This window comes from Roseobacter sp. HKCCD6576-2, assembly GCF_013179285.1.
Taxonomy (GTDB): domain Bacteria; phylum Pseudomonadota; class Alphaproteobacteria; order Rhodobacterales; family Rhodobacteraceae; genus Rhodophyticola; species Rhodophyticola oceani.
Genome location: NZ_WVNW01000002.1, coordinates 346,786 through 360,552, shown reverse-complemented (window position 1 = coordinate 360,552; position 13,767 = coordinate 346,786). Strand labels below are relative to the sequence as shown.

Sequence of the window (13,767 nt, the reverse complement as noted above, 5' to 3'; positions counted from 1 at the left end):
CTCGCTGGTCCTGTAGAACGGAGTTTGCCATCAGCTATCTTTGGAATAGTCATTGGGTTTCCATGCGTAGTCAAGCGCCGGTTGGAACTGAACTCAGCGTCAAGCAAACCTCTTCCCTCGGAAGCCAGTTGCGCAAACACCTAGAACTCGCCCTAGTAGTCGCCAGCCCCTCGGATTGCGCGGACCAGATCATAACCAACCTCAGCAAGCCCGGTGACACGCAACGCAAACAGATGAATGTAAGTCGGCTCACCCCCCCTTGGTCGGCAGGCAGTACCCCAGAAGATAACTACTCTGATAACTACCCCTGGTTTTTGGAGAATGCCCACAGTTTTGGAGCAAAATGACCTAGATGACCCAGCAGATCCACCCGGTACTCCTTTGCGGCGGCTCGGGCACGCGCCTTTGGCCTCTCTCGCGAAAATCCTACCCGAAACAATTCGTAAAACTGACCAGCGATGAGAGCCTTTTTCAGGCGTCGGCGAAACGGCTAACTGGTCCCGAATTCGCGCCGCCAATGATCGTAACCGGTGGTGACTTTCGCTTCATTGTAATTGAGCAACTGGCTGCGTTGGAAATGGTGGCGTCAGATATCTTAATCGAGCCAGCGGCCAAAAACACGGCGCCCGCGATCTGCGCTGCAGCCCTTGCGCTTGAGGCCAAGGATTCGGGCGCATTGATGCTCGTCGCCCCGTCTGATCACGTAATCCCCGACGGCAAAGCGTTCCACGACACCGTCCAGACCGCAACGACCGCAGCTTTGGATGGTCGGCTTGTCACGTTCGGCATCCGCCCAGACAGGGCGGAAACAGGATATGGCTGGCTTGAACTCACAGAGCGGCCCCTAGCCGACTTCTCGCCGATTCCTCAGCCACTCAAAAGCTTTGTCGAAAAACCCGATCAAGCCAAAGCCGACACATTGTTGGCTGGCGGGATGCACCTTTGGAACGCAGGCATCTTTCTCTTCACCAACACGGCAATCCTAAAGGCCTTTGCTGAAAATGCGCCAGAGGTCCTATCCGCCTGTCGCGCCGCTCAAGAAGGCGCCGAAAAGGACTTGTCCTTCACTCGTTTGAAGGTCGAGCCTTGGGATGCGTTGCCCGATATCTCCATCGACTACGCCGTGATGGAACGCGCCGAAAATCTCACAGTTGTCCCCTATGGCGGTGCCTGGTCGGACTTGGGAGATTGGGATGCGGTCTGGCGCGAAGGAGATGCGGACGACAAGACCGTTGTCACGACCGGCCCAGCGACGGCGCTTGATTGCGATGCCACGCTCCTCCATGCCACCAGCGAAGCACAACAGCTAGTCGGGATCGGTTTGACCAACATCGTAGCGGTGGCCATGCCCGATGCGGTACTGGTCGCACACAAAGACCGTGCACAGGACGTGAAAAAGACGGTTGCTGCGCTTAAGGCGAAAGGCGTTTCTCAGGCCACGACGCTACCGCGCGACTATCGCCCTTGGGGTTGGTACGAGAGCATCGTCACGGGCTCCCGGTTCCAAGTTAAACGCATCGTGGTCCATCCGGGCGCCAGCCTCAGCCTCCAAAGCCACCACCACCGCGCCGAGCACTGGATTGTGGTGGAGGGTACGGCCAAGGTAACAGTTGATGATGAGGTGAAGCTCGTGACCGAAAACCAAAGCGTCTACATTCCCCTCGGCGCGCTCCACCGCATGGAGAATCCTGGCAAAGTGCCCCTCACCCTCATTGAGGTGCAAACCGGCAGCTATCTCGGTGAAGATGACATCATCCGCTATGAAGATGTTTATGCTAGAAGACAGGGGGCAAAAGGTTAGCTGATCTTCACGCCGCAGACGGAGCTATAGTCAACGGCGAAGTAGCCATCCGCGACCCTGAAATACCTCTATTCTCGACAGTATTGTCCCATGTCAGCGACACCAAGGCCCTGTAGCAAGAGTGCAATCGCCTATAAGATATTTGCGCTGCGGATCTTACCGCGCGATCCGCACGTCTTGGTCATGCGGCTCACCACGAAACATCGACCCATCCACGTCGCGGCGTTAACCTTGTCGAACAGCGTCGCGCCCAACAAGTACACCCGTCAACCGGCACAACGAACCTGTTGTTCGCGACAGCGAAGGATGCCCTGATCGTTGTAGTCGGCGTTGATAATACCGATCCTTTCCTAGTCCAGATGCCGATGTAGTTGCCATAGTTCATATAGGTTTTGAAACGCGGCAACTGAAGCTGGTCGACGACCCCGGTGGCGTTGTCGATGGTGAGCCCAACCAAATAAGTGCTGCGACTGGCCGAGGCTGCAATACGGAAGAGATAAGAGAGCCTCGCGTCTGTGCTGTAGGAAATAGATGTTTCGACAACAGTTCCGTTTGGCATTCATGTGGCCGCCCCATACCGACCAAAGCCGCAATGAGAAGCGCCCTTTGAATTTCATATACTTATAGCCATTCACCGAAACCCTCACTGTCATCGTGTCAGGAAACAACCGGCCCCGATGGAATGCTTCCAGTCCTCCTGGGACATAGGTCGGTACTCAACCCTTCCCACATAATCCTCGCAAACAACGAAAAATCCCGCCGCAGTCGGATAGGGAGAACGCCATCTCGAGGGTAAGTGGCGGAGCGACAGGGATTCGAACCCTGGAGACGGTCTCCCGCCTACACACTTTCCAGGCGTGCGCCTTCGACCACTCGGCCACCGCTCCGACAGGGCGCACTTAGACGAGAATTGGGAGCGCTGGCAAGAGGGTGCGACGAGATTAACGGCGGCGTTGCCTCGGCACAGTGAAGCGGCCGCGCATCAGCACACAATCGCGTGAACCTACGGTTTTCCTGCATCGGCAGCGGGGCAAAGCTCGTCTAAGCTCCGCGATGATGCTTCAGGTCGGTTTCTTCGCCCTCGGGCGCGTTTGATCCTTTGCAACATCTTTTCATCTAAAGCCATTTCTAATCTTACATGTCTGACCCGCTCAAAATCCTACCTGGCACCTTGCTTATCGGTGCGTGGCGCTTCGACCCGCGACGCCGTCTGTTGAGTTGTGGAGATCGCGCTGTTGCAATGACGCCGAAAGCAGCAACGTTGTTAATCACATTGGCGGAGGCCGCGCCCGAGCCGCTCACTCGCGATGTTTTGTTTGCCAAGGTTTGGCGCGATGTCACAGTCAGTGACGAGTCGTTAACTCAAGGCATTTCGCAGCTCCGCCGGGCGTTTGGGCAGACGGGTCGGAATGAGGGCCCGATCGAGACAATCGCAAAATCGGGATACCGGCTCGCTTGGCCCGTCTCGCGGGTTGCTGAAAGACCGATGGCGCAGCGCCGTTCCAACCACCCAAATGCGGCATTGGGATCGATTGATGCCCATTTGGCAACCGCCGAAGCACGGCAAATTCGAGAACGCAACGGAAAGGGCGCTCCCGCGCAAGCGCTTGAGCTGTGCCGCAACGCCACAGAGATGGCGCCCGATTACGCGCCAGTGCTTGCCGAATACGCCATGGCCGCCGCCGATTGCTATCTGTTCTCGCCCGAGGGACACGATCAGATGCCACACGCGATCGAGATGGCGACGCGAGCAACGGAACTTCGGCCTGACCTGGCCGCAGGGCATATGGCGCTTGGCATGGTCTTGGATGCAATGGGAGCCACGGCGCATGCATTGGCAAGCTTTGCCACGGCGCTGCATCACGATGGGCAGGATGCGGAATGCCATTACAGCTTGGCACGCACGTTCTACACCTCTGGCGATATGGCCCGCGCCGCGCGGATGGCCTTGGTGGCGGCGGATCTGCGGCGGGATGATTTTCGCCCGCTCTATCTTGCGTCCGGCGCTCTCGCCGGGCTGGGCGATCAGGCGGGGAGCCGGATGGCCGCCGAACAGGGGCTTTTTCGACTGTGTGCCTTGGGGCCACGAGATCCGCGAGATCAACGGGCCCAGAACATCCTCGCGTCACTTCTGGCCCGTGCTGGCCGGACCGATGACGCGATGGCCGAGCTTGAGCGATACGAGGCCGAAGATGGGCTTCTGACCTACTATACCGCGGCCACGCTTGGCTGGTGTGGGGCGGTCGACATGGCGCTTGATCGGCTTGAAGAGACGGTAGAGGCCGGGTATCGGGATTTTCGGTGGGCCCGGAACGACCCGGCGCTGGCCATGCTGAGAAGAGAGCGCCGCTTTCAACGGCTGACCTCAACCGCCGCTTAATCGGCGAGAACGACGGTCACCCGCCGGTTCTGACGGCCTTTGTTTTCGATCTTGCCGATGGTCACTGTCCCGATCTCGCCCGTACGCACCACATGGGTGCCGCCGCAGGGTTGCAGATCGACCTGGCTCTCCCCTTCGCCGATCCGGACCAAGCGGACGCGCCCTGCCCCCTTCGGTGGTTGAACCGACATGGTTTTCACCAGGCTCGGATTGGCCGCCAGCTCCCCATCGGTGATCCAGGTCTCGCCCACCGACAAATCGCGATCGATGAGACTGTTGAGTTTGCCTTGCAGCACCATCTTGTCCTCGGGCGCCTCCGGCATGTCGAAATCCAATCGGCCTTTCTCGGCCCCGATTGCGCCGCCGGTCACCGGCAACGGGATCACCACCGACAACAGATGCAGCGCGGTGTGCACCCGCATATGCCCATAGCGCCGGTCCCAATCGAGCTGTTGTTCAACCTCTGCCCCGACAGGCGGCATCGCAGTGGGTTCCGCCGGGACCAGCACGATCTTCGCCCCCTCGCCTTTCACAGCCGTTGCGATGGGAATGCGTCCGCCCTCCCAATGCAGCATACCGCTGTCGCCGGGCTGCCCGCCGCCGCGGGCGTAGAACAGCGAAGCGTCCAGGATGATGCCGCCTTCGCCTGTCACACCGGTGACCACCCCTGGCGCGGTTTTGCGATAGGGGTCTGTCAGAAACAGCGGCTCGGTCATGTCTCGGGCTCTCCGTCTGCGCCGTCTGTGTCAAAATCGGACGGGTCGTGATTGGGTAAGGGTGTTTTGGGCGGGCCTGACGCGGTGGTCGCGACGTCTCCACGCAGGGTTTCGGGATTTCTGAGCCAGATATCGCGTTGTGCGAAGGGAATTTCGATCCCTTCCTCGACAAAGCGTGCGGCAATCGCGTGATTCAAGTCGCTTTTCACGCTTAGGACCCAATTCACATCCCGCAGGATTGCGCGGATCTCGAAATCCAGGCTGTCCGCCCCAAACCCCCGGAAGAAGATCGAAGGCGGCGGGTTCAACAACACCATCGGATGGGCTTCGGCCACCTCACGCAGGATGCCTTCTACGCGTTTGGTATCCGTCCCATAGGCCACGCCAACCGGCACAATCGCCCGCCCGGTGTTGTTGTGATGGGTCATATTGGTGACCACACCCGAGATCAGATCGGCATTGGGCACAATCACATCGGAGCGGTCGAAGGTCTCGATCCGGGTTGAGCGGACCGAGATATCGCGGACATAACCCATCACCCCGTTCACCTCGATCCAATCGCCCTGTTTGATCGGGCGTTCGATCAGCAAGATGATGCCGGAGACGAAATTCGAGACGATGGTTTGCAGGCCAAAGCCGATCCCAACGGAAAGCGCGCCGGCGACAATCGCCAAGGAGCTGAGGTCGATCCCGGCGGCGGTGATGGCAATGACGGCCGCCAGGAAGATGCCGATATATCCGGTACCAGACAGGACCGCATTGCTGCCGCCTGCATCCAGCCGCGTTTTGGGCAAGACCGAGCTGCGCAATGTGGCCTGCACCAGCCGCGTCGCTGTGTAACCGGCGGCAAAGACCAGCGCGAAGACCAGGAAGTTGCGCGGGCTGATCGTGACGCCGCCAAGAGAAAATCCTTGGATCACCTGTTGCCACAGATCAACAAGCTGCGCCGCGCGCACGCCCCATATCATCGCAAAGAGCGGGAGCGAGAGAATTGCCAGAACGAAGCCGATCAGGGTTGGCGTCAGCGCCTCATCCAACCCTTCTCGCCGCCCGGTGAGCGTGCCGTAGAGGTTCGTCACAAGTCGCTGCAAAATCCGCACCAACGCAAGAAGCGCGAGGCTCATCGTCGTCGGCAACAAAAAGCTGATCCCGGCGGTGTAATAGCCAATCGCCGCCAAGGTCGGGCCGCTCACGCCAAGGATCATCGCGCTCCACCCCACCACACGGATGATCTGGTTTGGAACGCTTAGATCAGCGTCTTCTGTTGTCTCATGGCGGACATGGTTGATCAAAAGCTGCCCAAGTCGGAACAACAGCAGGCCCAAGGTGATCACGATCGGGAAGAACAGCGTCAATCGCGCCGCATCGGTGAAGGCGCCACTATCGGCGATCTCACCAATCAGGGTGCCGATGCCGAGCGCGATGCCGAATGTGATCGCGATCCAACGGCCTTGGCGACGCTCGCCGACGGTCAGGTTCAAGGGGCGGACGGCGGTCTCCCGCACCGGAAAGACCTGCCGGCCCAGCCAGACGGAGACCATCAGGAAAATGGTGATCGCGGCGATCTGATCCGTCAGCGCGCTAGCGCGCAGCCCCACGAAGCCCGTGGCCTCCATCGCGGCGACAATGGCCGCCACACCGACAACGGGGCCCAAGACCTGCAACAGAGACAAGAAGAACAGGCTCAGCCGCGCGCCGGGCGACGTCTCCTCCCGGGCAATAGCACGGGCCATCAGATGGCCGGTCCAGCGCCAGCCGCGCGCCAGAAGCACCAACGCAATCAAAAGATAGACCACGATCAGCGGCGCGTTTTGATGCAGTTCCGCCCGGCGCAAGTCTGACGCGACCAGCCGTTCGGTCTCCGACACCATCGCGCCGATCCACCCCGTCAAAGCTTCCACCGCTTCGGGCCAATTCGCCGGGTTTAGCGGCGAGGGACCAAGTGAGAGCAACTCTCCGGTCAAGCGTTGGGCGATCAACGCATCGATCTCGCCGATCAACCCCTGTGCCCGCTGAAACTCGGCCACAGCGCGGCGTGCGGGCGCCTCCTCCTCAGCCAACCGGGCGTTCAGCTCCGCCCGCTGTGCGGCGATATCGGCGGGTTCTGTCGCGCCCTCTTCCGGCGGCGGCCCAAGCGCGTCGATCTGGGCACGGGTGGTATCGATCCGGGCGCTGTTGATCTGTTGCGCTTGCTGAAACTCGCTGCGCCAGGTGACAAGCCGGGCGCGCAAAACCTCCAATGCCGCGTCCGAGGCCCGTTGCCCGTCGATCACCTGCTCCGCCCGGTCGGCGACGCCGATCCAGATCTCATAATCAGGCGTCTCCTGCGCCCAGCCAGGCAACGCCATGGCCAGGATCAACAGCCATAAGGCCAAGAGATGCCGCAGCAATGCGATCATTCAAAAACGCTCGGTAAATCCTGGTTTTCCGCGTCGAGCCAGGGCGGGATCGGCAAGCCCTTCTCGCGCAAGAAAGCCGGGTTGAAGAGTTTCGACTGATAGCGCGTGCCATAATCGCAGAGGATCGTCACAATCGTATGGCCGGGGCCCATCGCCCGGGCCATCCGCGCGGCCCCGGCCGCATTGATGCCCGACGACCCGCCGAGGCAAAGCCCCTCTTCGGCCAGCAAATCAAAAACGACCGGCAGTGCTTCGGTATCAGGAATTTTGAAACTGTGATCCGGTTTGAAGCCCTTGAGGTTGGCAGTTTCCCGCCCCTGCCCGATGCCTTCGGTGATTGAGCCACCCTCGGCCTTGAATTCACCCGTCGTATAGAAGCTGTGGATCGCAGAGCCTTCTGGGTCGGCCAGCCCGATCTTCACGCCTTTCGGTTGCAAAGCCATGCCGACGCCTGCCAGCGTGCCGCCGGTGCCCACGGCGCAGATGAACCCATCCACCTTGCCATCGGTCTGCGCCCAAATCTCTGGCCCCGTCATCTCAATATGCGCTTGCCGGTTGGCGACATTATCAAACTGATTGGCCCAGATCGCACCGTTCGGCGCGGATTTCGCCAGCTCAGCCGCCAGACGTTCGGAATAGTGCACATAGTTGTTGGGGTTTTTGTACGGTGCCGCAGGTACTTGGACCAAGTCAGCGCCGGCGAGCCGCAACATGTCCTTCTTTTCCTGGCTTTGCGTCTCGGGGATCACGATGACGGTTTTGAACCCCATCGACGCGCCGACCAAGGCCAACCCGATCCCAGTATTACCCGCCGTGCCTTCCACAATCGTGCCACCCGGTTTCAGGTCGCCGCGCGCGATCGCATCGCGAATGATATAGAGCGCCGCGCGGTCTTTCACCGACTGACCCGGGTTCATGAACTCGGCCTTACCCAGAATCTCGCAACCTGTCTCATCGCTGAGCTTGTTGAGACGGATCAACGGCGTGTTGCCGATTGTCTCGGCCAGATCCTTATGGATGGTCATCTGATGCGCGCTCCCCGCCTCGTGGAATGATGTCAAAGGGATAGGCGCGCGGGGCGGCAAACTCAAGCGGTCAAACTCTCGGCGCGCAGCCGCTCGCGATGCGCCGCCAGCCATTGCAGCGTGATGATCAGCGGGGCCACGGCCAGCTCGCCGCTGTCCAACATCTGCATCGCTTCGCCAAAGCTGACCACATGAGAACGGATGTCTTCGCCTTCAGTAGCCAAACCACCCAAGCCGGACGCGCCGTGATCCAAATCGGCGATCCCAAGATAAGAGATCAGGACCTGCGCCACACCGCCAGGTGATGGATAATATCGTCCGGCATGGTGCAATGCACCCAGGGTGAGCCCAGCCTCTTCCGCCGTCTCGCGCCGCGCGGTTGCTTCCGGCGTCTCTCCGGCATCAATGATCCCCGCGATGGGTTCCAGCAACCAAGGGGCCGTGTCGCCATGGGCATAGGCCCCGAGGCGAAGCTGCTCGATCATTAAAACCCGATCCGCAACCGGATCATAAGGCAACACCGTGACCGCATCGGCGGCACGAAACACCGCCCGATTGACCGGCGCAGAGAGCGCGCCGTCAAACAGCCGATGGCGCGCGCGATATTCTTCGAGCGTGAAGAACGCCCGATACGGCGTCTCAAGCCGATCTATTGTGACATCTGCTCGGGAGAAATCCGCTCCAATACTGCGCGGACGCTGCCAGGACGCCGTCTGCACACGGGATTGCGCGCGGGAGCGGATCATATCGAACCGCTTTGCAATGCTGTCTGCCGGTTCCCGCTCATAAAGCGCCATGACTTCAGCGGCGGCTTCCAAGGTCAAAGCGCCCCAATCCCGAACCCAGTCGTCGAGCGACCAAACGGACCCCGGGGTCCACAGGCCGGGATCCGGCAGATAAACCTCGGCAAGTGTCGACCCGTCAGCAGTCTCGACCTCACGATGAACCAGCTGATAGCCGAAAGCGCCCTCATAAAAATCCAGCCTCGCGCGATCTTCGGCGGTGATGTCCCGCGCTACTAGGCCGGTTGCAATCCCACCGACCTCCTCTTGGATCATCGGGAAGGGTTCATCGGCGACCCATCTGACTTGATGGTCCCGCAAAACACCGTCGACGCTGACCACATCGCGGCCCAGCACCAATTGAAGCAGCGGCGCGTGCCGCAGCGTGCCATAGAAGAACAGAGCAGACATCGGAGCGGCTTTACCTCCAGGCGCGCGCGGCGGATTCCGTCAACCACCCGGCAACGATGCCGCCGACGGCCAACGCGGTCAGCACGGGCACGGTCTGCATCTGCCAGAAATACTCCAGAAAGAGTTCCAACGCCGCGATCACAGCCTCGCCCGGCCCGTCATAGCGCAGATTGGCGGAACGCAGGAACATCTCGCGCAGCGCATAGAGCACCAGCCCGAAGAAGGCGATTTGGATTGAGGTCCGAAACCCATTGCCGAACGCAGCGTAATGCCCGTTGCCAGCCCGTGCGCCCATCACATACCAGCCCTGCCAGAGGCCGATGGCGGCGATGGAGGCCGGGAAATAGGTGGCGATCTGCCCCTCCGGAAACGTGTCCATCACAAGAAAGGCCGCCAGATATCCAACCCCCGCAAAGAGCAACGCGCCGACGAGTTTGGCCGCCGTAAACATCTTACCGCGGCCGTGTCACGGTGATCTGCGTGACGTCGCAATTGCCAAAATGGAAGGTCGCCGCACAAGAGGTGAGGTAGAAATTCCACATCCGGCGAAACCTGTCATCAAAGCCCAAGGCTTGGACCTCCTCCCAACGATCATTGAACACGTCATACCATCTGCGCAGCGTCTGGGAATAGCTTTCGCCAAATTCGATTGAGCCTGTGACCTCCAAGCCCGCTTTGACCACCTCTTCGCGAAGCACGGTTGGCGAGGGCAGCATGCCGCCCGGGAAGATGTATTTCTGGATGAAATCAACGCCTCTGCGGTAGATCTCCCACCGTCGGTCTTGCACGGTGATGATTTGCAAAGTCGCGTGTTTTCCGGGTTTAAGATTGTCCCTTAACGCCTTGAAATAAGTTGGCCAATACTTCTCACCAACGGCCTCGAACATCTCAATCGAGGCGATGCCATCATAACTGCCGCGTTCATCGCGATAGTCCTGCATCTTGATCTCAACCCGGTCTGACAGGCCAAGCCGCTCCATCCGCGCGACGGCGAAATCATGCTGTTCTTGTGAGATCGTCAAACCTGTGACCTTCAGGCCTCGCTCCTTGGCGGCATATTCCGCAAACCCGCCCCAGCCACAGCCGATCTCAAGCACATGATCGCCGGGCTTGGCCCCCATTTCATCGACCATCGACGCGTATTTCTGAATCTGAGCGGTCTCCAGTGGCTCTTGCCCCGTCCGGAACAGCGCCGAGGAATAGGTCATCGTGTCGTCGAGCCAGAGTCCGTAAAAATCATTCCCCAAATCATAATGATGCGAGATGTTCTTCTTCGCCTGGCGTTTGGAATTCGACTGCATCCAGAACCGGAGCCGCTCATAGGCACGGACGAGTTTCAGGCCCAGAAACCCGTCATAAATCTCATCATTGTCCGCGTGGATCAAATCCATGAACCCCTGTAGGTCCGGCGTCGACCACCAGCCATCCAGATAGGCTTCGCAAAAACCCAGATCGCCTTCGCGGATCAACCGGGCAAAGACATCGGGGTTGTCGATATGCAGTTCCGCCACCGGGCCAGGCTTCGCGCCATCAGCCCGAAACACCCGCCCATCCGGTAGGTGCATGTCGAGCCGACCATTGGCCATGCCTTGGGCCTGTTCAAAGACAGCGCCGAAATAGCGTGGCAGGTCCGTCTCGCCTTTGATGCTTGTTTTTATTGTCATTTCATTCCCTCACGTCCGGCCAGTTTGATCCGATCCGGCGCTCTGTCTCAAGCGAAATTCCACCGTCTTGCCGCGAAAACCGGGCTCAAAAGTCGCGCGCCTGATAGGCCGCTAGGGCCCGCGCGCGTCCATCGGCCAGTCCGACAATCGGCTCAGACGGATACGGGTCCGATGGCGACATGGACCAGTTTCGCGGGATCGCATTGAAATAGGCGCGTGCCTCGGCTCCGGGATTGTCACTGATCTCGGCCAGCCATTTTCGGCGATACCGCCCATCGGGATCGAATTTCTCCGCCTGCGTCGACGGGTTGAAAATCCGAAAATATGGCGCGGCATCGGGGCCGGAACCGGCCGTCCATTGCCAGCCCATCGCGTTTGAGGCCGGGTCCCAATCGACGAGGCACTCTGCGAACCAGTCCAGCCCGACCTTCCAATGGGTCATCAGGTGTTTGGTCAGATATGAGGCCACCAACATCCGCGCGCGATTGTGCATCCGCCCGGTGACGTAAAGCTCCCGCATCGCGGCATCGATCACTGGCAGGCCGGTGCGCCCGCGCCGCCAGGCTTCCGCGTCGGCATTGTCCTCGCGCCAAGGAAAACTGTCCCACCCCTCACGCCAGTTCGCGCGGGTGATATGCGGGGTATGAAACACCAAATGCGTCGCAAAATCGCGCCAGATCAGCTCTTTCAGGAAGTGCTCCGCACCCGCGGCCCCGGCCTCCATCGCAGCCCAACCGGCCCGCCAACAGGCGCGCGCGCTGATCTCGCCATAGGCCAGCGGCTCGCTCAATCCCGAGGTTGCGTCTTGGTCGAGAAAGTCCCGTTTTGACTTATAAGCGCCGATTTTCTTCGTCACGAAGTGATCCAACCGGGCCCGCGCCGCCGTCTCGCCAAGCGTCAGATAGGGCCGGACAATTTGCGCCCCACGTTGCATCGCCGCGCCCATCTGCCATCCCGACAGTGCATCGCTTTCGGGCCAGCTCTCCGGCGCAGTCAAGCGCGGCGAGGCGAGGGCTGCGCCGACATCTTTTTCGCGTACAGCACGCCAGAAGGGCGAATAGACTCGGTAGAACCCGCCGCCGCCCGTTTCGACGGTCCAGGGCTCGTGCAGCACATGGCCCGCGTGACTGACCGCTCGGATACCGTCGGATTTCAGCGCGGCTTTCACGCCTTCGTCGCGCGCCCAGCTGTCCGGATCATAGAGCCGGGTCCAATGCACCTCATCGGCGCCGGTTTCCGCGATCAATGCCCGCAAAACATCGAGCGCCCGCCCGCGCCGCAGGATCAGACGGCTGCCCTGCGCGGCCAAAGACTCCGCAAAGGTTTCGACGGCCAAGCCCAAGCGCCATTTCGGCGCGGTGCCATGGGTTTCAACAACCTCGTCGAGAATGAAAACCGGAATGACCGGGCGGCCCGACGCGCAGGCGGCCACGAGCGCCGGATTGTCGGCCAGCCGGAAATCCCGGCGCATCCAGTAAATGATGGGTGACATCTGTGCCTTTGCCGCGTGAGGGTCTGTCTGCCCCAAACTAGCTCGCAACGGGGCGGGTCAACCACCCTGCCCCGTCTTCATCTTCCAAACGGGTCAGGCCGTCACATCCACCACAACGCGGCCCCGCACACCGCCCTTCAAGATCGCCGCACCAAGTTCGGGCAAATCAGCCAGACCGGCCGGATGGATCATCGCCTCAAGCTTCTCCATCGGCAGATCGCGGGCGATCCGCTCCCAGGCGCGGAGCCGATTATCATAGGGCTGCATGACGGAATCGATCCCCAAGAGGTTCACGCCGCGCAGCAAGAATGGGATCACGGTCGCGGGCAATCCGGCCCCGCCCGCCAGACCAACGGCGGCAACAGACCCGCCATATTTCACCTGTCCCAAGACCCGCGCCAACATCGCGCCGCCAACCGCATCGACGCAGCCCGCCCAGGTCTCGGCCTCAAGCGGGCGTTTCACCGTCTCATTGATCTCATCGCGCGCCACAATCCGCGCCGCGCCGAGCGATTTGAGGTAATCTTCCTGCTCCGGCCGTCCGGTCACCCCGGCCACTTGATACCCCAGATTGGCCAGGATCGCGGTGGCCACCGAGCCAACACCGCCAGCCGCCCCCGTGACCAAAACTTCGCCTTTCTCGGGTGTTAACCCGTGATCTTCAAGCGCCATCACCGCCAACATCGCGGTAAACCCGGCGGTCCCGACAGCCATCGCTTGGCGCGTCGTCAAACCGTCCGGCAGGGGCACCAGCCAATCGGCCTTCACCCGGGCCTTTTCGGCATAGCCGCCCCAATGCACCTCGCCCACACGCCAGCCGGTGAGCACAACCTTGTCGCCGGGCTTGTAGCGCGGGTCATCGGAGGCCTCGACAGTGCCCGCGAAATCGATCCCCGGCACATGCGGATAGGTGCGGACCAAGCCGCCCCCCGGCCCAATGCACAGCCCGTCTTTGTAGTTCAGGGTCGAGAACTCCACCGCGACGGTCACATCGCCCTCAGGCAAGCGGCTCTCGTCGACCTCCTGCACCGCAGCACTGGTCTTACCGCTCTCTTCGTCCTTCTCCACGATCAATGCCCGCATCGGGTCTCTCCTTG

Annotated in this window: 10 protein-coding genes and 1 tRNA gene; 2 read left to right on the top strand and 9 right to left on the bottom strand. The window is 60.7% G+C overall.

What is annotated here, in order from left to right:
- Nucleotides 1-352 precede the first annotated feature (352 nt).
- Nucleotides 353-1,801, top strand: coding sequence for a mannose-1-phosphate guanylyltransferase/mannose-6-phosphate isomerase (locus GTF44_RS08870; RefSeq protein ID WP_171560909.1), 1,449 nt, complete (start codon nt 353-355; stop codon nt 1,799-1,801).
- A gap of 797 nt (nt 1,802-2,598) precedes the next feature.
- Here GTF44_RS08870 and GTF44_RS08865 read toward each other — a convergent pair.
- Nucleotides 2,599-2,688, bottom strand: a tRNA-Ser gene (locus tag GTF44_RS08865).
- Nucleotides 2,689-3,041: 353 nt separating this feature from the next.
- On the opposite strand from GTF44_RS08865, the gene GTF44_RS08860 reads away from it, so the two are divergent.
- The gene (locus tag GTF44_RS08860) at nt 3,042-4,181 is read left to right on the top strand and encodes a winged helix-turn-helix domain-containing protein (protein WP_171560912.1); all 1,140 of its coding nucleotides are present in this window, start codon (nt 3,042-3,044) and stop codon (nt 4,179-4,181) included.
- Here the strand turns inward: GTF44_RS08860 and GTF44_RS08855 are convergent.
- The 8 genes from GTF44_RS08855 to acuI all read right to left on the bottom strand — a co-directional run bounded on the left by GTF44_RS08855 (nt 4,178) and on the right by acuI (nt 13,753).
- Complete coding sequence (locus tag GTF44_RS08855) at nt 4,178-4,897, bottom strand: alanyl-tRNA editing protein (protein WP_171560915.1); 720 nt, start codon at nt 4,895-4,897, stop codon at nt 4,178-4,180. The genes GTF44_RS08860 and GTF44_RS08855 overlap by 4 nt on opposite strands.
- On the bottom strand, nt 4,894-7,296 hold the full coding sequence (locus GTF44_RS08850) for a DUF3772 domain-containing protein (protein ID WP_171560917.1): 2,403 nt from the start codon (nt 7,294-7,296) through the stop codon (nt 4,894-4,896). Before GTF44_RS08850 ends, GTF44_RS08855 begins: the two co-directional genes overlap by 4 nt.
- Nucleotides 7,293-8,321 carry a cysteine synthase A gene (locus GTF44_RS08845; protein WP_171560920.1) on the bottom strand — a complete coding sequence of 343 codons (1,029 nt, stop codon included), beginning with the start codon at nt 8,319-8,321 and terminating at the stop codon, nt 7,293-7,295. The genes GTF44_RS08850 and GTF44_RS08845 overlap by 4 nt, the downstream gene beginning before the upstream one ends.
- 62 nt (nt 8,322-8,383) lie before the next feature.
- Entirely contained in the window at nt 8,384-9,514 is a 1,131-nt protein-coding gene (locus tag GTF44_RS08840) for a gamma-glutamylcyclotransferase (RefSeq protein WP_171560923.1), read from the bottom strand.
- 10 nt (nt 9,515-9,524) lie between these two features.
- Nucleotides 9,525-9,965, bottom strand: a complete 441-nt coding sequence (locus GTF44_RS08835) for a TrgA family protein (protein ID WP_171560925.1) — start codon at nt 9,963-9,965, stop codon at nt 9,525-9,527.
- A 1-nt stretch (nt 9,966) separates the two neighbouring features.
- Nucleotides 9,967-11,178, bottom strand: coding sequence for a cyclopropane-fatty-acyl-phospholipid synthase family protein (locus GTF44_RS08830; RefSeq protein WP_171560927.1), 1,212 nt, complete (start codon nt 11,176-11,178; stop codon nt 9,967-9,969).
- An 85-nt stretch (nt 11,179-11,263) separates the two neighbouring features.
- Nucleotides 11,264-12,670 carry a deoxyribodipyrimidine photo-lyase gene (locus tag GTF44_RS08825; protein WP_171560930.1) on the bottom strand — a complete coding sequence of 469 codons (1,407 nt, stop codon included), beginning with the start codon at nt 12,668-12,670 and terminating at the stop codon, nt 11,264-11,266.
- 93 nt (nt 12,671-12,763) lie between these two features.
- Nucleotides 12,764-13,753: an acryloyl-CoA reductase gene (gene acuI / locus GTF44_RS08820; protein ID WP_171560933.1), complete on the bottom strand. Its 990-nt coding sequence runs from the start codon at nt 13,751-13,753 to the stop codon at nt 12,764-12,766.
- Nucleotides 13,754-13,767 lie beyond the last annotated feature (14 nt).